The sequence below is a fragment of the Pedobacter sp. genome, from assembly GCF_965279535.1.
In the GTDB taxonomy this organism is placed as follows: domain Bacteria; phylum Bacteroidota; class Bacteroidia; order Sphingobacteriales; family Sphingobacteriaceae; genus Pedobacter.
Genome location: NZ_OZ257244.1, coordinates 5098990 through 5118875 on the forward strand (window position 1 = coordinate 5098990; position 19886 = coordinate 5118875).

The window sequence follows — 19886 nt, forward strand, 5'->3', positions numbered from 1 at the left end:
AATAAAAACTGAGAAAAACAGGCATTCGTAACTTTTTTGAATACAAATGGTTAACTCATTAATATTTAATGCTTTTTTAATAAGATTGCTTCTTCTACCAAATTCATTATGCTGAAAAACAAAATTTATTTATTGGGCCTGTTGGTTAGTCTGACTTTACTTGCGGAAGCCCAACGAGTGCGTAAGGTTAGACAGGCACAACCAAACGTTATCATTATTTTAACAGATGATATGGGCTTTAGCGACATCGGAACCTTTGGAGGTAAATTTGTGCCAACACCTCAGATTGATCGGCTGGCCAGTAAGGGATTAAAATTAACCCAATATTATAGTGCTGCCCCAATCTGTTCGCCCTCGAGGGTAGGAATGCTTACGGGTATGTACCCTGGAAAGTGGAATTTCAGTACTTATTTAGATAATAGAAAACATAATCGTAATGCGGAGCAGGCAGATTATTTAGATCCTGCTGCCCCAACAATGGCGAAAATTTTTAAGCAGGCAGGATATGCAACAGCACATTTTGGAAAATGGCACATGGGCGGGGGCAGGGATGTAAAAGATGCACCGGGCTTTGATCAATATGGGTATGATGCGCATGCCAGTACCTATGAAAGTCCGGATCCTGATCCAGCAATTACTGCTACAGATTGGATCTGGTCGGAAAAAGACAGTATTAAACGTTGGGACAGGACGAAATATTTTGTAGATAAAACACTGGATTTCATACGGAAAAATAAGGGGAAACCTTGTTTCGTTAATCTTTGGCCTGATGATGTGCACACACCCTGGGTGCCGAGAACTGAAAAAGAGTATATGGGAAAATTCCCGATGAACCCGCAGGAGGAAGCGGCCTTTAAAGGGGTTTTAAGGGAATATGATGTGCAGATCGGAAGATTGATTGAAGGACTTAAAAAAATGGGGGAGGACAAGAATACCATCATCATTTTTACCAGCGATAATGGTCCGTTACCAAGTTTTAAGGGAAGCCGGGCGGCTGGTTTGCGCGGATCTAAGCTTTCACTCTACGAAGGAGGAACACGTATGCCATTCATTATCAGTTGGCCGGGACATATCCCTGAAGGCCAAATTAATGAAAAATCAGTGGTAACGGCTATTGACCTTTTGCCATCCTTAACAGCGATGGCCGGGATCGCTTTACCTGAAAACTATAAGGCAGATGGGCTAAACAGAAGCCCGGTATTCCTGGGCAAAACTGTGAGTAGAGACCAGCCTGTTTTTTGGGAGTATGGTAGAAATAACATAGCCTTCAACTATCCAAATCCAAAAGATAAAAGCCCAAATCTGGCTATGCGCCTTGGCGATTGGAAATTTTTAATGAACAGTGATGGTACTGATTCGCAATTATACAATATTGTAAAGGATAGGCATGAAAGGACCAATTTAGTAGAAAGCCAGGGGAAATTAGCTGCTCAATTAAAAGAAAAACTAATTGCCTGGTGGAAATCTATGCCAAGATTAGGCCAGCAATAACGAGGTTATGTATATTCGTTATAGAGCAATTTTTCCTAAAAACATTTTTGCATCATATTCCAGCTTTACTTTGCCGTTTTTCTCAAAGCGATCGAAGATTATCTGGAGATCCCGTTCTGCATCCAGGTATTGTACTTCACCTGGGAGCGGAGCATAGGATGACGATCTGAAGTAACCCAATAACGCATTAAAATCTAATAATCTACTGTGGTAAATTTCCTGAACGGTAATTGCTGCACCATCAAAAAAATGTGCTACCTGTTCCTGATCAGCTTTATCACGATAAGGCTTTGATCCTGAAAAACCTTCTTTAAACTGCTGATAAGCTTTTAAGAAAGGTGTTTTATTTTGAAGGATGTTCCATACGAGTAACACATGGGCACCGGGTTTGGCAATTCTCAGAAACTCTGACCTGACTTGCTGGGTGTCGAACCAGTGAAATGCCTGGGCTACAGTAATCAGATCAACAGATGCAGTGGGAATAAGTGTAGACTCCGCGCGGGTGCCAACGCTTTTAAACTGCTTGAAGTACCCTAAATGCTCCTCTGCTTGTAACCTCATTTCTGCGTTGGGTTCTACAGCGATAACGGGATAACCTTTTCTTAAAAATAACTCCGTAAATATACCGGTACCCGAACCGATATCAGCAACATTTTTCTTTGCATTTAAGCCAATATTTTGTTCCAGATAGGTGATGATAGCTTCCGGGTAGCCAGGTCGGTATTTCTGGTAATCGGAGGAGTGATCGGAAAATCTTGAAATGGGATCTAAGCTCATGTATAAGTTTTATGCTAATTAAACAGTATTCTTATTATCATGAATACAGTACTGATGGTAAGAAGCAGGGGCGTACATCCGTCGCGCCCCGGCTAACAACAAAACTGTTTCTGATCTGGCAAGCAAGTTTAAATGCTTCACCCGATGTTTCAGAATACTATGCCGGCAAATATAGTATTTATGTATATTAAATCTATGGGTAAACTATACATTTTGTAATTGAATCAATTTTTTAATTTAAAATGGCTTATACATTTAGGTGATTGCTTAAGATTATCGTGTGGCTTTAGAATTTTAACTTCAATTTTGAAAAGGTAATCTTTATGTTTGTATGTTTGTACATATTAACTACATTTGAATAAGCAATTTTATTTTTGAGTATGAAGAATGCCTTAAGCCGAATATTTAGCTGTTTCATCAGTTTCTCTATATCCGTTTCAGCGGTTTACGCGCAATCGGCGAAGCAGAACAAAAAACCGAATGTTATCATTATCATGTCCGATGATCATGCTTATCAAACGGTATCAGCTTATGGGAGTAAGTTAATTCAAACACTTCATATAGACCGGATTGCACGCGAAGGTATGTTGATGAGGCAAGCAGCTGTTACCAATGCTGTGTGTAGTCCTGCAAGAGCAGTTATACTTACCGGAAAGTATTCTCATATGAATGGAATGAAGGATAATGGAACTTATTTTGATGGCACACAGCAAACACTTCCGAAGATTTTCCGTGCTACGGGCTATCGAACGGCAATGATGGGTAAATGGCATCTGTTTAGTACGCCAACAGGCTTCGATGACTGGAATATCCTGCCTGATCAGGGAAACTATTACAACCCTAAATTTATTAAAAACGGCAAGGATACTGTGTATACGGGCTATGTTACAGATGTAATAACCGATATGGCACTGGACTGGATTGATAAAACCAAAGAGGAAGCACCTTTCTTTTTGATGCTTTATCATAAAGCTCCCCATCGTAATGCAATGCCACCATTAAAGTATTTGAATAAGTTTAATGATCGAAAATATCCCCTACCTACAAACTACTATGATGACTATAAAGACCGGGAAGCCCTTAAAATTCAGCAGGTAACGATGCGGGATCATCTTGATATTCGATATGATAGTAAAATACCTTGCGACAGCTGTTTGATAAATAAAATAAACGATTGGGCACCTGCAGAATACCAAAGGGAGATAAGCCGTTTAACCCCTGCTGAAAGGAAGGTTTGGGATGCCGCTTTTCAAAAAGAGTATAACCAATTTAAGAAACTTAGAACAGCTGATGAAGTGGCCAGATTTCAATTTCAGCGTTATATGGAAGATTATTTGAGGTGTGTGAATTCGTTAGATGATAACATTGGAAGGGTATTAACTTATCTGGAAGAAAATCGTCTGGCAGAAAATACCATTGTAATCTACTTGTCGGATCAGGGGTTCTTTCTAGGAGAACATGGTTTGTATGATAAGCGTTTTATGTACGAAGAATCATTACATACACCCATGATGATTAGATATCCTGCTGGTTTTGCCGGGGGCAAAAAAACTGAAAATTTTGTACTGAATCTTGATGTTGCCCCCACCTTGCTTGATTTAGCAGGTATTAAAATTCCGGAAGATATGCAGGGGGCATCGATGAAAAAACTGCTCACTGCCGGAAAAGACAAAGATTGGAGAAAGGAAATTTATTACCATTACTATGAAAAGTCTTTCGGTTTAACACGGCATTATGGCATCCGAACAGATCGTTATAAGCTAATTCACTTCTATGATCCGGTTAGTTCCTGGGAACTTTACGATTTAAAAAAAGACCCAAAAGAAATGAAAAATTTATATCATCAACCTGGATATGAGAAACTTATTGAGAAGTTGAAACAGCACTTAAAAGCTTTACAACAGCAATATAAAGACCCTATACACTAATCTCTGCGGCTTTCAACTGTATATACAAAGCTATCAGCACGATAATAACCCAGGTTAAATTCTATAGGGCGGTCACCCTGGTCAAAAACAAAGCGTTTCCTGAATAACAAGGCATTTCCAGGTTCTATTTCAAGTTTTGCTGCCAAAAATTTATCGGCTTCCCTGGCGCTAATCTCTTCTTTAGACAGGTTGGCGATCACAGAATGATCTTTTTCCAGAATTTCGTAAAGCGGTCTCTTGAAATCTTCTTCTCCTGTCAATCCTACTCTTGGGTGAAAATAGGAGATAAAATAAACAAATGGTCCTTCTGCACGTCCCCTCAAACGTTCGAGTTTTAATACTTTTTTATCGGTAGTAATGTCGAAGAAATGAGCCAGTTTTTCGTCTGGGTGAACCCAGCTGATATGCAATTCAAAGTTTTTAATTGGAATTCCACGTGCCTGCATTTCCTGTGAAAAACTAAGCCAATTATTTGATTTTGAGCTTACTGATACTTCGGCGACTTTAGTGCCTATACCTTTTTTTCTGATCAGTAAACCTTCATAAACCAACTTGTTTAGCGCCTGGCGAAGCGTGGTTCTAGATATGGCCAGTTGTTTGGCCATATCAACCTCATTGGGTAAGAACTTGGTTGCATACTGAGGGTCCTTGATCAGCTCGCGGAGTAATTCCTCAGCCTGTATGTGTAAAGGAACATGGCTTTTATGGTCAATCGATAATTTCATCTGGCTTTATATAACGAAAACTAAATCTAGCTAAAAACTTAATACAAAATTAATAAAAATATATTTGTTTTTATTTTAAATGTTTATATGTTTGTACATAACCAATTTATAACTCTTAAATAACTAATTATGAGACTAAAAGCTTCCCTAGAAAGGACTGAGCGAAAATTAGCCGAGAATATGCTCCTTTCCTCGGCATTTCCATAAAACAGAATATTTTATAGAACACGACTCGATGTTCTGATTACAATATAGATGTACATACATATTTAATTCCAAACCCAACAAGAATAGCTATTAATTTTATGAAACTATTTTTACCTAATTGCCAAACGCATCTGCGTAAAATCCCTATGGAAATCACAGATGTTTATTATCCATCGCGGGGAAAACATGGCCCGGATGGTTTAAAATACCGAGCCCTGAAAACCTGGCTTGCCTCTTTTATGCTGGTTATTTGCTGCCTGTCGGCACTTGCCCAAACCAGCACTAAATTTCAGGGTACTGTAGTTGATGAAAAAGGAATCGGGATTCCGGGAGTAAGTGTTGCAGTAAAAGATTCGAAAGTAGTAACCGGTACTGATACCGATGGAAAATTTGCTATTGACGCCAGGCCTGGTCAGGTATTGATTTTCAGGATGGTGGGTTACAAAAATCAGGAGTTAAGTGTGGGAACACAGAAAGGCGTAACTATCCAGCTGGTTCCAAGTACTTCTGATCTGGAGGAAGTTGTGGTAGTAGGTTACGGACAACAGAAGAAGGGAAGTATCACGGGAGCCGTTTCTACGGTTACCAGCAAGGAAATTGTTACCACCAAAAATGAGAATATCCAGAACATGCTAACCGGTAAAATTGCTGGTGTGCGTTCTATACAAAACAGCAGTGAGCCTGGAAGTTTTAACAATACTTTTGATGTTCGTGGTTTAGGTTCTCCGCTTGTGGTTATAGATGGAATTGTCCGGAACAACTTTTCACGTTTAAATCCGGAGGATGTGGAGAGCATCACTGTGTTGAAAGATGCCTCGGCAGCTATTTATGGGGTGCGCTCGGCGAATGGAGTAGTATTGATCACGACCAAGAAAGGTAAAAAGGGGCAAACATCTTTAACATATAATGGCTCATACTCTGTGCAAACACCTTCTTTTATGCCTAAGAGTGTCGATATTCTGGATTACATGACGCTTGCAAATGAGATTCAGGTACACAATATAGGGGCAGGTCAAAAGGGTAATATCCGTTTTACGCCGCAAGATTTTAGTGATTATGCTACAGGAAAGAAAGTGGCTTCCAATTGGAATGAGGCTGTTCTAAACGATTTCGCTCCGCAAATGCAGCATGATATCAGTGCTTCGGGAGGAACAGAAAATACAACTTATTTTGCCAGCCTGGGTTATCAGCAACAAGACGGGTATTTTAAATCTGGAGACTTACGCTACAACCGGTATAATTTAAGGTCTAATTTAAGTACCAAATTAACTAAAAACCTAACCTTCGATTTGAACCTGAATGGTATAATTGACCAAAAAGATCAATTATTGGAAGATACTTACTGGGTAATCAGAAGTACCTGGTATCAGGCACCAACTGAACAGATTTATGCCAATAATAACCCCGATTATCTGGCCAATGTGCCCAGTTCACTTAATGCTGTTGCACATGCTAATGCCGATATCAGCGGTTATAGAATCTATTCAAATAAATGGTTTCAGTCTTCTGCAAGCTTAAACTATGATGTGCCTTTCGTAAAAGGGCTGAGTGCTAAAGGTTTGTTTAGTTACGATTATCAAATTGCCAATAATAAATTTTATAACAAAACTTATAATCTTTTTAGCTACAACGCAGGTACAAATGTTTATACGCCAAGTCCGCAAAAGTCGCCTTCTACGCTAAGAAGAGAGTTTTACGACTATCCTTCGTTTTTATTCCAGGGCTCATTAAATTATGCCCGGACTTTCGGTTCACATAATGTTAGCGGCTTACTTTTATATGAAAGCAACATCCTCAAGGGCGATAACTTTTATGCACAGCGGGAGCTTTCAATCCCTGTTGATCAGCTGCTGGCCGGAAACAGTTTAAACCAGCAAGGCAACATGTCTTCTAACCAGTTGAACTTATTTGATAACCGGACAGCCTCTTATGTTGGAAAGTTTTCTTATGATTACAAAGGCAAATATTTAGCTGAATTTGCATTCAGAGCAGATGGAACTTCAAAGTTTGCTACTGATCGACAGTGGGGATTTTTCCCGGTAGCATCGGCCGGATACCGGATTTCTGAAGAAAGTTTCTGGAAAAATTCGGCTTTAAAGTTTATTAATACCTTCAAAGTTCGGGCATCTTATGGTAAACAGGGTGATGATGCCGCTTCTACTTATCAGTTTATTACGGGTTATACCTATCCTTCAACTGGTTCTGCCAGTGGAACACCTGCCGGTTCTGTTTTTGATGGAACTTTTATCAGCAGTGCCACCAGTAAAGGCTTAGCCAATCCATTTATCACCTGGTATACTTCTAAAACATTTGATGTTGGGGTAGATGCGGATGCCTGGAACGGACTTTTCGGATTCTCTATTGATTACTTCGTACGAAACAGAACCGGATTATTGGCTACACAGTCTTCTACCTTGCCAGATGTTGTAGGAGTAGGTTTTCCTCAGGAAAATCTAAATGGCGATCGTTCCAGAGGTATCGACCTGGAGGTGAACCACAGAAATCATTTTGGTAAGTTTTTCTATGGCATTAAAGGAACCATGGGAATTACGCGCACGATGAATACCACAAGGGTTATTGCACGGGCCGGAAATTCTTATTTAAACTGGAATAATAGTACTTACACCGAAAATCGTTGGAACAATCTTTATTGGGGCTATGGTACTGCCGGACAATTTGAGGATTGGAACGCCATTAGGAACAGCAACATTTATGTACCTAAAAACACTGTTGTTGGTGATTACAGATATGAAGATTGGAACGGAGACGGGGCCATCAATATTTTAGATAATCATCCGATTTCTACCGCTGGTTTGCCAACTTTTACCTACGGCTTAACGCTGGATATGAGCTATAAAAACTGGGATTTCAATACCACAATCAGTGGTGCAGGAAATGTATATGTTTCTTATTTTGAGCAATTAAACACCCCATTGTGGGCAGGAGGAAATGCATTGCGTCAGTTTTTAGACCGGTATCATCCTGTAGATCCTAATGCCGATCCTTATGATCCAAATACACAATGGGTTCCAGGATATTATGCTTACACAGGTACGGTACCTTATACCAATACACTGGCCAATGCGCAAAATGCGAAGTACTTCAGGATTAAATCCATCGAACTGGGCTACACTTTGCCATCTAAATTATTTACTAAAATTGGTATAAGGGGATTAAGGGTTTATGCCAACGCATATAACCTGTTAACTGTTACAGATCTGAAATTCTTAGATCCGGAGCATCCTTCAAGTGATTTTGGATATACCTATCCCTTGGATAAGAAATTCACTTTTGGTTTAAATCTAAAACTTTAAAAGAAAGTCATGAAACAAAAAATATATTCATTAATTGCTGTACTGCTGATTTCGCTTACAGCATGCCGTAAACTAGATGTACCGCCGGTGAACGTGATCCAGGATAAAGACCTGTTTACTACCGAGGCCGGTATTACGGCTTATCTGGCCAGGATTTATATCACTATGCCTGTTGAAGATTTTAAATATACACCAACAGGTGGATTTAATAACACCACTGTGGGATCAGCACATGCTGTAACGGGAGAAGCTTCGAGCCGCGATATGGGCAATACCACAGAAACTTTTAACTACTGGTCTGCAGCTTATACACTTATTCGCGACTGCAATTATTTTATGGAAACTTTGCCAACCTATGCGGGCAATTTTAAACCTGAGCAGGTAACCAATTGGATGGCTGAAGCGAGATTTATCCGGGCTTTTACCTATTTCGCATTGGTAAAGCGCTATGGTGGAGTTCCAATTGTAGATAAGTTATTAACCAGCCCGGGGCAAACCATTAGTGAACTGGCCTCGGAGATTGAGGAATTAAAAATTCCCCGTGCATCTGAAGAAGCGGTTTATGATTTTATCTCTGCCGATTGCGATTTAGCTTTTGTAAGTCTTCCTGAAACCAATAAGACTGGAAGAGCAAACAAGTATGCTGCTGCTGCACTTAAATCAAGAGCCATGCTTTTTGCAGGAACTATTGCCAAGTATAATACCATTAATTTAACTTCAACAGATGGAAAACGTTTATGCGGAATTCCGGCTTCGAAAGCAGCAACCTATTTTAAGGCCAGTTATGACGCTGCAAATCTGTTAACGGGGAAATATAACCTATACAAAGCCAAATGGGCTGCGGGTGATAAAACAGCGCAATACAACAATTTTGTGAATCTTTTTTTAGATGCTACAGCCGCTAATAACGAGGCCATTTTTGTAAGACAGTACAAATACCCTGATGCGGTGCATCAGTATGATGCAACCAGCGTGCCTAAACAATTAGAAGGACCTCAAGGCAATTATTCATCAGAAACTTGTCCGACACTTAATTTCGTAGAGATGTTTGAAGGATTTCCTAAAAATGCCGATGGTACTATTCAGGTGCTTGATGCTACAGGGAAATATATTTTCTTTAATAATACTACTGATCTTTTTGCCAATGCTGAACCGAGGTTAAGGGCAACTGTAATTTTACCAGGTGATCAGTTTAAGGGAACAGCCATTGAGGTAAGACGAGGTATTTACACCGGAAGTTCTGCTGCCGGATTGAATAAACTTCTACCTGCAAATTCAACTTCTGCATATCCTGCAACCGTTGTTGGATCGGCTACCATAGCAGAAAATAATACAAACCTTTACACCTTGCCAAATGGTTCAAAAGTAACTAAATCTGGCCTGAGTGGGGTATTTACTGCGATTACTGCCAATGCAACCGGGGGAACCATCACAGGATTTTATATCAGAAAGTACTTAAATCCTGATAAAGCAACTGCTGAAACTATTCCGGGTCGTTCTGAACAGCAGTGGATGGAATTCAGATATGGAGAAGTATTGTTGAATAAAGCAGAAGCGGCTTATGAGTTGTTCCTTTTAGGGCAGGCAGGTACCTATGCTGCTGATGCACTTACCGCCATCAACCAAGTCAGAGAAAGGGCAGGAGCAAGTCTGTTAACGGCCATTACCGCTGCAAACGATATCCGCATGGAAAGAAGAAGGGAACTGGCTTTTGAAAATAAAACCATTTGGGACCTGAGAAGATGGAGAATTGCCGATCAGGAACAAAATGCAACAATTTATAAGGCATTACTCCCAATCTTAGTTGCAGATCAAAACAAATACATAATGGATGCTCGTTTTGAGGAACGAAGTGTACAGTTTACTTTCCAATCGAGATGGTATTACACACAGATTCCTACAGCAGCAATTGCAAAGAGTTTAAATTTAGTTCAAAACCCAGGATGGTAATTAAGCATATGAAACGCATCGTATATTACATCGCAATTTGCCTTGCAGGATTATCTGCAAGCTCATGTTCAAAGTTCGATAACTACAAAGCACCCGATCAAACTTTACAAGGTACAGTAACCGATGTGGTTACAGGGAAACCCTTACAAACAGAAGTTACCGGGGATAATACAGCAGGAACCAGAATCAAGCTGATTGAAACCAGCTGGAGCGCTACCGCAACACCTCAATTTTTAGGAAGCAAAATGGACGGTACCTGGATCAATACCAAAATTTTTGAAGGTACTTATAAGATTTCTGTAGAAGGGGCATTTGTTCCTTTGGTACAAACTACTCCTGTAGCCATTGATAACAGTAAAACCGTTAATGTTTCTGGTGGTACAACAACGGTAGATTTTGCAGTAGAGCCCTTCCTGCGCGTTGAATGGGTAGGCGAACCTGTTTTAAACCCCAACGGCACCATCACTGCTAGTTATAAAATTACCAGGGGAACAGGCAATGCCTTGTTCCAGCAAAACATTACCGATGCAATGCTTTTTGTAAATGGTACAAAGTATGTGGGCAATTGGAATTATGACACCAGGTGGTCTGCAAAAACCACTTACACTGGTAATGGAGCTAATGCTTTGTTGGGAACTACCCAAACGATAACCACACCGGCAACCTTACCTACCAAAAGAGAATTGTACGTTCGTATTGGAGCAAGAATTGCCTATGGTGCAAATATTTACAATTATAATGAGGTTAAAATTGTAAATGTTCCTTAGTCATCTATCTATTTAAATACTATCTATTTTTAGCAGTTAAGCAAGGGATTAGTTCGGGCTAATCCCTGCTTTTCTTAAGGAGATTTACGTCTTTAAAATCCCCATCAGATGTATAAGTTTAAGTATTTTCTTTTTACCGGAATTTTTCTGGTACAGCAGGCTTTTGCCCATTTTTGCTTGAAATCCGAACCTCAAGGCTTAAATTATATCGTTAAGCCCTGGTATAAATATCGTACAGATGGTAAAGCGGGAAGAGAAGTAATGATTTTTTTCTCCGGTAAAAAGCTGTTTGGAAAGATAACAGTCAAAATTGAAGCCGAGGGTAAAGCGGAACAATTTAATATTCAATTACAACAAGCTCAAGATTCCTTATCCGTTTTACTGCCTGAAAATGTCGGACTAAAATCCACAATGGTTAATCTGACCATCACCAGTGCATCAGGGAAATTCGTTCAGGAAATAAATGTTCCCGCTAAAAAAAAGTGGACGGTTTACATTTATCCCCACAGTCATGTAGATATCGGTTATACGAATTTGCAGGAGGTAGTAAAAGACCTTCATATCCGCAATATCGATGTAGGAATTGACATTGCCAGCAAGACCCGGGATTACCCGGATGGGGCAAAATTTGTTTGGAACCCCGAAGCCACCTGGGTGGTAGAGCGTTATTTAAATAAAGCCACAGCGGGGCAAAAGAAATCATTTGTTAATGCGGTAAGAAAGGGCTGGATTCAGATTGATGCGGCACACTCCAATATCAATACCTCTACCTGCTCTGATGAGCAATTGCTGGCCATGTTCAAATCTAGTGCGCAGATTGAGTCATTTACAGGTATACCCATCACAACAATGGTGCAGATGGATAATCCTGGGGCATCCTGGGGCCTGGTGCAGGCTGCGGCAAAAAGTGGTGTTAAAGCATTTTTTAGTTATCCTAATTATTACGATCTCCGCCAGGCCTGGGAAAATAAACCTTTTTACTGGCTGTCCAACAATGGAAAAGATAAACTTTTTTATTTGCAGGCAACTTCCTATGGGTATGGCTTCAGGGCTAAAGGCCAGAAGTATGGCCTGGGGAAAATTCAGGCATTTACTACTGAATACGACAGACTCAGCACCGATAACCCGCTTGAAAATTTTATCGATCCGTTTATTTTTCAGGAAACCCAAAAGCTGGAAGATCGAAATTCTCCATACGATATCTTTGTGATGACCTGGTCTATGGCGGATAATTGCCTGATAGATGCCGATTTGCCAGATGCGGTTAAACTCTGGAATGCGCAGTATGCTTATCCGAAACTCGTAATTGCCGGATCCAAAACCATTTTAGAGGCCTATGAAAGTAAATATAAATCAATTATTCCCGAATATGGGGGAGATATGACCGAATTCTGGACACAGGGCTTAGCCTCTGATGCTAAAAGAGTAGGGATAGGGAGAATAGCAAAAGAAGATCTTGTACAGGCAGAGGCCTTATGGTCTATGTTGGGTAAAAAAAACAATCCGGGATTTGATCGCGTATGGGATAATTTACTTTTATCTGCCGAACATACCTGGGGTTATCAGGATCCCACAGCTCCGCTCGCCCATCAGGTAGAACAACAAAAAGCAGCGTACTTTGAGCAAGCAGGCCAGCTCAGTAAAGCGTTAATCGAGCAGGGTGTTAAGGATATCAAAAAGGATGGTGAAAACGGTTTTGCAGTAATCAATACCTTATCATGGGCAAGGAAAGGACTAATAAAAATAGCTCCAGAAGAAAGTAAAAAAGGAGATAAAGTAGTAAATGAGCAAGGCCGGGAAATGAACAGTCAACGACTTTCTACAGGCGAATTGGCCTTTCTATCCGATTCAATTCCCCCGTTTGGCTCTGCATTTTATCAAATAAAACCTGGGAAGCAAAGCAAGAAGCCTGCAATGTCTATCGGGAAAGACCACTTGAATAACAGTTTATTAGCACTCTCTGTTGATACGTTAAACGGAAACATCACCAGTATTATCGACCTGAAAACCAAACGCGAATTTGTAGATCGTAAAAGTCCTTTTGGTTTTAATAGTTACAACCACTTGTATGGTGTAAAAAACGGGAAGCCCGAAATGATGCCTGGAAAACCGACAAGCGATAAACTCAGTTACATTGAAATAAAAGAAAAGGGCCCATTATTGTCTACTTTAGTCATCCATTCAAAAGGAATGGGCAGTAACTGGATCAGGAAAGAGATAACACTCATTAAAGATCAGGCTTACATTGTTTTGAATAATACTTTAGATAAAACAGCCACAACAAACAAGGAAGGCATTCACTATGGTTTTCCCTTTCAGGTTTCTTCAGGCAAGATTAAAATGGATATTCCTTTGGGGTTTATGCAACCAGAAACCGATCAGATTCCTTTTAGCAACAAAAATTGGTTTGCATTTCAGCGGTGGATCGATATTTCAAATGCGGATTATGGTGTAAGCTGGACGGCCATTGAGGCACCAATCGTGGAATTGGGAAATTTAAGTGGTGATATTTTAGACGGTGCCCGGCAGGCCCGGGAGTGGATTAAACAAGTGCCGGAAACCCAAACACTATTCTCCTGGCCCATTAACAACCACTGGGATACTAATTTTCCTTTAAAGCAAAGCGGTATCATCAGCAATAAATATGTAATTATGCCTCATGAAGGGAATTTCGAACCCAGCAGATCTGAACAATTCGGAACGGCGCAAAACCGGCCTTTAATTGTGGTGCCTGCAGCACAAAATCCAATAAAAAAAAGTATGTTATTGCTTAGTAATCCTAAAATTGTTGTATCAACGTTACAGCCCTTAACAGATGAGCAGGGCGTACTTTTGAGATTAAAATCAGTATCAGAACAGGCAGAAGAAGTAGAACTTACATGGCCAGATAATAAACAGGCAGTTTTGTATAAAAGTACTCCATATGGAACAACAACCGAACAGCTGACCGGTAAAATTAAACTCATCCCACACGAGTTAATGACGCTGAAAGTTTTATTTAAATAGTTGAATATTAGGACTTTGATTAGTTTGAATCTAAGGAAAACAGAAAATTAAAAAATATTAGGATATATGTATGTACATATGTACATTTGTTTAAATCATTAGAATAACGTTTTATATGGAAGTGAATACTCACGTAGCGGATACGAACCGATTAGTTAATCAGCAATGGCGCAAGAGTTCTGAAACAATTTTGCCTGAAAACCTAAAAGATAGAAATGGACTGGGGAAAGGATATGATATTTATCCTTCACACAAACTGGATTCAGGAAAGATTTTTAATGGATATGAGCGTTTGGCAGACTGGATAATTTCAGAAAAGAACGTTAGGATAGATGGTTACGTAGGTGTACTTTGGGAAGATGTTGAGCGAGCCCTGCAAAGCGTCTTCGACAAAAGGGGCTTAAAAGTTAGCTGGACATACCTGGCCGACAAGCTGAAAGGTAATGCGGAGATTCAAACCATGGTACAACCTTTCCTTGGTGAAGCTAAAAGTGTTTGGGGAACCAAAACTAATTTGAACATTACCGATTTTTTTGATGTTCCAGTGCTCCGGAACTCACAACCCGATCCCGCTGCCGATCTCAACATTGCCATCGGTATTGGAGCGTCACTTTTAAACTGGAATGCCCCAATTGTTTACCTGGATATTCCTAAAAACGAAATACAATATAGAATGCGCGCAGGCTCGATTACCAATTTAGGAAGCGACAAACCTGCCGGTAACCACGCAGCTTACAAACGTTTCTTCTTTGTAGATTGGGTGGTGTTAAATAACCATAAGCAAGCCATTACAAAAGAAATAACGGTTATTGCCGATGCGCAACGTAAAGACAGCATAAACTGGATGTTCAATGAAGATTTACAGTTTGGTTTAACAGCCATGAGTAAATCGGTTTTCAGGGTTCGTCCCTGGTTTGAGGCAGGTGCCTGGGGTGGGCATTGGATGCAGGAAAAAATTGAAGGACTGAACAAAGACGAAGTGAATTATGCCTGGTCTTTTGAGTTAATTGTACCGGAGAACGGAATTCTCTTTGAAAGTGATGGCTTTTTGCTTGAAGTTTCTTTCGATTTTTTAATGTTTAATCAATCGCAAGCTGTTTTAGGTAAGCATGCAGCCGTTTTTGGTACTGAATTCCCAATCAGGTTTGATTTCTTAGATACTTTTGATGGTGGAAACCTTTCCATTCAGTGCCATCCTTCATTATCTTATATCAGATCTCAGTTTGGAGAAAATATCACACAAGACGAAACTTATTACATTCTCGACTGTAAAAAAGGTGCGCAGGTATATTTAGGCTTTCAGGAAGATATTAACCCTGAAGTATTTAAAAAAGAACTGGTTAGAAGCCAGACTGAGAATCAGGAAATTGATATCACTGAATATGTACAGGTTCATGAAGCAGAAAAGCATGATCTTTTCTTAATTCCAAATGGCACGGTTCATAGCGCAGGTGCCGATAACCTGGTACTCGAAATTAGTGCAACACCATACATCTTTACTTTTAAAATGTACGATTGGATGCGTTTAGGCCTTGACGGCCAGCCCAGACCAATTAATATCGACCATGCTTTTAATAACCTTAAATTTGAGAGAAAAGGCGAGAAGGTTAAAGCAGAACTTATTTCCAGGCCTAAATTGCTAACTAAAGGTGAAGACTGGCAAATTATCCACCTTCCCACTCACGAAGATCATTTTTATGATATTCACCGTATCGAATTTGCTACTCAGGTTGTAGTTGATACTAAAGATGTTTGTCATATTTTAATGCTTGTGGAAGGAAGCAGTGTTGAAGTGATTACAGCCGATGGAACGAGCAGGTTATTTAACTATGCTGAAACATTTGTAATCCCTGCCGGGGCAAAAAGTTATACCCTTATCAATAAGGGAAATACACCAGCTAAAGCAGTAAAGGCTTTTGTTAAAGATGAATTCAATTTAGCACTATAACAGGTTAACCATCATGGATTTACAGAAGAAAAATTTGCTGATATTATTAATGCTTCAAATCATTTTCGTATCTGTACAGGCACAGCAAAAAGAACCTGTAGATTACGCAGACCCTTTATTAGGTACTTCAGAATCACGATGGATGCTAAACCCAGGTGCTACCATGCCTTTTGGGATGGTACAATTGAGTCCTGACAACCAGGGTGATGTTTGGAAATCAGGATACGAATATTCCATTAATAATATCGGTGGATTCAGCCACATTCACAGCTGGACTATGGTTGGACTTTCGGTGATGCCAACTGTTGGCTTGCTGAGTACCTATCGTGGCCCTGCAGATGCACCCACCACAGGCTGGACTTCAGGATATCGTTCCCGGATTGATAAATCTACTGAGGTAGCAAAACCCGGTTATTATGGCGTAACACTTATGAATGGTAATATCCGTACAGAGCTTACCAGTACCACCCGGGCAGGTTTTTTTAAGTTCAGTTATCCTGAAGCACACGAAGAAGCACATGTTTTGTTGGACCTTGATATTCCCGGTGAGGCTAAAACCGATATTTTGGACGCGAAATTTACCCAGATATCTGACCGGGAAATTGAAGGATATTCCCATCAGAAATGGAGCTGGAATGAATACACTGTTCACTTTGTGATCAGATTTAATAAGCCCATTAAAAAATTCGGAGGCTGGAAGGGGAGTAAAGTTGAACAGAATATTAAAGAAATCCTGGGTAAAGGTAAAATGGGAGCCTTTGCCGATTTCAGCGTAAAGGCTGGTGAAGTTATCCTCATGCAAACGGGTATCTCTCTGGTGAGTATTGATCAGGCAAGGCTAAACCTCGAAACCGAAATGAATCCTTTCAACTGGAATTTTGATGCAGTTAAAAACAATGCCTATAAGGTATGGAATGGCATGTTGAGCAAAATTAAGGTAGAAGGGGGAACAGAAGTGGATAAAAAGAAGTTCTATACCAATTTTTATCGTTCATATGTAGCCAGAACAACATGGAGCGATGTTAATGGCAAATATGTGGATGCAAATGAGCAGGTTCGTCAATCAGATTCTCCTGTTTATGGTTCGGATGCATTATGGAATACTTTCTGGAATTTAAACCAGCTATGGGGTTTAGTAAATCCGGATTTAACCAGTAACTGGGCCAAATCGTTGATTGAAATTTACAAAACCGGCGGTTGGCTACCCAAAGGTCCTGCGGGGATCGAATATTCGGGGATTATGGAAGCTTCTCACGAAATTCCGTTAATAGTAGGTGCTTACCAAAAGGGCATTCGTGATTTTGATGTACAGCTGGCCTATAAAGCCATGCTACATCAGCAAACTACCCCCGGTGTGAAAACCCCGGAAAATGGTTTTGCCGGAAACCGTTTCTTCGATTCTTATATGAAACTGGGTTATGTACCCAACGAAGAAGGTCAGGTATCCAATACCTTAGAATATGCCTATGACGATTGGTGCGTAGCTCAAATGGCCAAAGCACTTGGGAAGACGGATGACGCACAATTGTTTTTAAAACGTGCCGGCAGCTATAAAAATGTTTTTGATACGGAAACCAAATACATCAGAATGAAAAATCGTGATGGAAGCTGGGTAAAGGATTGGAGCCCCTTCTGTTGCACCAACTTTAGTGGCCCGGGTTATCTGGAAGGGAATGCCTGGCAGTATAGTTTTTTCAATCCGCATGATGTACAGGGTATTCTGAACCTCATGGGGAAAGATGAGTTTAACCACCGGCTAAATGATGGTTTTGAGAAATCGGTAAAATATAACTTCAATGCAGAAGGAGATCAATACGATTTGGTGCCTGTAAACCATGGTAACCAGCCTAATATGCAGGCTGCATGGCTTTTCAATTATTCGGGAAAACCATGGCTTACTCAAAAATGGACCAGAGAGATCATGAACAGATACTATGGTGCTACACCTTATCATGGCTGGCTTGGCGATGAAGACGAGGGGCAGATGGGTGCCTGGTTTGTAATGGCGGCCATGGGTCTGTTTCAAACCGATGGTGGCGTAGCTTCGAAACCATTCTATGAAATTGGAAGCCCAATATTTTCAAAAATTACCATTGCTTTGGATCATAAATATTACAGTGGAAAACAGTTTGTAATCGAAGCTAATAATACTTCTGATGCAAACCGATATATCCAATCTGCAACACTGGATGGAAAACCTTTAACAAAACCATGGTTCTACCACGCTGATTTAGTGAAGGGCGGAAAGCTCTCACTAAATATGGGCGCTAAACCGAATGAAAAATGGGGAAGTAAACCCACAGATGCACCACCATCTATGTCGCCAGCAAATTAAATGAATAACCCTGACCAAAATATAAATTATGAATAACCAGCAAAAGCAGATTAGCATTTTAACCGTTACCCTCGTTGCCTCTTTGGGTGGCTTTCTCTTTGGCTTTGATATGGCCGTGATTTCGGGTGTATTGCCACTCGTTCAAAAACAGTTTACCCTTTCAGCAGCACAGGAGGGTTGGTTTGTATCCTCAGCTTTGGTGGGTTGCATTATTGGTGTGGCTTTCTCCGGTGAGTTAAGTGATCGTTTGGGACGTAAAAAACCGCTAATCCTTACCGCATTACTTTTTATCGCTTCGGCTTTGGGCTGTGCATTTATGCCTAACCTGGCTGGTGTAATTGCGGCAAGATTAATTGGAGGAATTGGCATCGGTATTGCCTCTAACGTAGTGCCGCTATACATCTCAGAAATTGCACCTTCGGCAATCAGAGGTCGTTTGGTAACGTACTATCAGTTTGCACTTACCTTCGGTATTTTAGTAGCTTATTTAAGCAATGCGGCACTGCTGAGTGCTGCAGATCAAAGTGTCGCGAATCATGGGTTAAGCCAGATTTTTAATGCAGAGGTATGGCGGGGGATGTTAGGCTTAGGCGTTATTCCTGCAGCATTGTTTTTCATCGGCTTACTCATTATCCCTGAAAGCCCGCGATGGTTGATGCAAAAGGGAAGAAGGGCTGAAGGTATAGCTATCATTAGCGGAATCAGCAAACGCAGTGTAGCGGAAGTTGAAGCAGAACAAGATAAAGCAGTAAAACAATCAGATAAAAGTTCTTACAGGGAGTTGTTCGCTCCTGGAATGAGAAAAGCACTGCTGATCGGCATTCTACTTCCTTTATTTTCACAATTCAGTGGCATCAATGCGATTATTTATTACGGCCCCAGTATTTTGAGTAACGCCGGGATCTCATTGAGCAATTCGCTCATCAGTCAGATTATTTTTGGCCTAGCCAACATGCTTTTCACCCTGGTTGCTATCTGGAAAGTCGATAGCTGGGGCAGAAGGCCATTATATCTTTTTGGAACAGCAGGAGCAACCATTACCCTGCTTTTAACCGGTTTTTGTTTTTATTATGGTGCAACCACCAGCATCTGGTTACTCATTTGTGTATTAGGATTTTTGGCCTGTTTTGCTTTTTCAATTGGCCCTTTGAAATTCGTGGTTGCCTCAGAAATTTTTCCAAGTGCCATTAGGGGCAGGGCATTGGCCATTAGCATTATGGTAATGTGGGTTGCGGATACGATTGTGGGGCAATTAACGCCCATATTGCTTAAATCCATTGGTACTGCAGGTACATTCTGGTTTTTTGCATTTTTCTGCCTGATAGCCTTTTTGGCCGTGTATAAACTGCTCCCGGAAACGAAAGGTAAATCGCTCGAGCAGATTGAAAACGACTGGAAAGAAAAAGAAACCGAAGAACACTTTTTTGTTCATTAAACA

Annotated in this window: 11 protein-coding genes; 9 read left to right on the forward strand and 2 right to left on the reverse strand. The window is 40.4% G+C overall.

What is annotated here, in order from left to right; all coding sequences use genetic code 11:
- Positions 1–108 precede the first annotated feature (108 nt).
- A complete protein-coding gene (locus tag ACQY77_RS21230) occupies positions 109–1491 on the forward strand; it encodes a sulfatase (RefSeq protein ID WP_421940317.1) in 1383 nt (460 codons plus the stop codon).
- An 18-nt stretch (positions 1492–1509) separates the two neighbouring features.
- On the opposite strand, the gene ACQY77_RS21235 is transcribed toward ACQY77_RS21230, so the two are convergent.
- The gene (locus ACQY77_RS21235) at positions 1510–2268 is read right to left on the reverse strand and encodes a class I SAM-dependent methyltransferase (protein WP_421940316.1); all 759 of its coding nucleotides are present in this window, start codon (positions 2266–2268) and stop codon (positions 1510–1512) included.
- Positions 2269–2648: 380 nt separating this feature from the next.
- Here ACQY77_RS21235 and ACQY77_RS21240 point away from each other — a divergent pair, with 380 nt between their 5' ends.
- Entirely contained in the window at positions 2649–4196 is a 1548-nt protein-coding gene (locus ACQY77_RS21240) for a sulfatase (RefSeq protein ID WP_421940315.1), read from the forward strand.
- On the opposite strand, the gene ACQY77_RS21245 is transcribed toward ACQY77_RS21240, so the two are convergent.
- Positions 4193–4921: a GntR family transcriptional regulator gene (locus ACQY77_RS21245; RefSeq protein ID WP_421940314.1), complete on the reverse strand. Its 729-nt coding sequence runs from the start codon at positions 4919–4921 to the stop codon at positions 4193–4195. The genes ACQY77_RS21240 and ACQY77_RS21245 overlap by 4 nt on opposite strands.
- Before the next feature lie 353 nt (positions 4922–5274).
- Between ACQY77_RS21245 and ACQY77_RS21250 the strand changes: the two genes are divergently transcribed.
- The 7 genes from ACQY77_RS21250 (at position 5275) to ACQY77_RS21280 (ending at position 19883) form a co-directional block, all read left to right on the forward strand.
- Positions 5275–8442 (forward strand): SusC/RagA family TonB-linked outer membrane protein, encoded by a 3168-nt coding sequence (locus ACQY77_RS21250; protein ID WP_421940313.1) that lies wholly within the window; start codon positions 5275–5277, stop codon positions 8440–8442.
- A 9-nt stretch (positions 8443–8451) separates the two neighbouring features.
- On the forward strand, positions 8452–10392 hold the full coding sequence (locus ACQY77_RS21255; protein ID WP_421940312.1) for a RagB/SusD family nutrient uptake outer membrane protein: 1941 nt from the start codon (positions 8452–8454) through the stop codon (positions 10390–10392).
- Positions 10393–10400: 8 nt separating this feature from the next.
- Positions 10401–11159 (forward strand): DUF3823 domain-containing protein, encoded by a 759-nt coding sequence (locus tag ACQY77_RS21260; RefSeq protein WP_421940311.1) that lies wholly within the window; start codon positions 10401–10403, stop codon positions 11157–11159.
- A gap of 108 nt (positions 11160–11267) precedes the next feature.
- Positions 11268–14165, forward strand: coding sequence for a glycoside hydrolase family 38 C-terminal domain-containing protein (locus ACQY77_RS21265; RefSeq protein ID WP_421940310.1), 2898 nt, complete (start codon positions 11268–11270; stop codon positions 14163–14165).
- Between the two features lie 115 nt (positions 14166–14280).
- A complete protein-coding gene (locus tag ACQY77_RS21270; protein WP_421940309.1) occupies positions 14281–16113 on the forward strand; it encodes a class I mannose-6-phosphate isomerase in 1833 nt (610 codons plus the stop codon).
- 13 nt (positions 16114–16126) lie between these two features.
- Positions 16127–18448, forward strand: a complete 2322-nt coding sequence (locus ACQY77_RS21275) for a GH92 family glycosyl hydrolase (RefSeq protein ID WP_421940308.1) — start codon at positions 16127–16129, stop codon at positions 18446–18448.
- A gap of 28 nt (positions 18449–18476) precedes the next feature.
- Entirely contained in the window at positions 18477–19883 is a 1407-nt protein-coding gene (locus tag ACQY77_RS21280) for a sugar porter family MFS transporter (RefSeq protein ID WP_421940307.1), read from the forward strand.
- Positions 19884–19886 lie beyond the last annotated feature (3 nt).

Excerpts from the sequence above, each read along its gene's own strand:
- ACQY77_RS21230 (WP_421940317.1), top strand. The coding sequence starts at position 109 with ATGCTGAAAAACAAAATTTATTTATTGGGCCTGTTGGTTAGTCTGACT.
- ACQY77_RS21235 (WP_421940316.1), bottom strand. The coding sequence starts at position 2,268 with ATGAGCTTAGATCCCATTTCAAGATTTTCCGATCACTCCTCCGATTAC.
- ACQY77_RS21240 (WP_421940315.1), top strand. The coding sequence starts at position 2,649 with ATGAAGAATGCCTTAAGCCGAATATTTAGCTGTTTCATCAGTTTCTCT.
- ACQY77_RS21245 (WP_421940314.1), bottom strand. The coding sequence starts at position 4,921 with ATGAAATTATCGATTGACCATAAAAGCCATGTTCCTTTACACATACAG.
- ACQY77_RS21250 (WP_421940313.1), top strand. The coding sequence starts at position 5,275 with ATGGAAATCACAGATGTTTATTATCCATCGCGGGGAAAACATGGCCCG.
- ACQY77_RS21255 (WP_421940312.1), top strand. The coding sequence starts at position 8,452 with ATGAAACAAAAAATATATTCATTAATTGCTGTACTGCTGATTTCGCTT.
- ACQY77_RS21260 (WP_421940311.1), top strand. The coding sequence starts at position 10,401 with ATGAAACGCATCGTATATTACATCGCAATTTGCCTTGCAGGATTATCT.
- ACQY77_RS21265 (WP_421940310.1), top strand. The coding sequence starts at position 11,268 with ATGTATAAGTTTAAGTATTTTCTTTTTACCGGAATTTTTCTGGTACAG.
- ACQY77_RS21270 (WP_421940309.1), top strand. The coding sequence starts at position 14,281 with ATGGAAGTGAATACTCACGTAGCGGATACGAACCGATTAGTTAATCAG.
- ACQY77_RS21275 (WP_421940308.1), top strand. The coding sequence starts at position 16,127 with ATGGATTTACAGAAGAAAAATTTGCTGATATTATTAATGCTTCAAATC.
- ACQY77_RS21280 (WP_421940307.1), top strand. The coding sequence starts at position 18,477 with ATGAATAACCAGCAAAAGCAGATTAGCATTTTAACCGTTACCCTCGTT.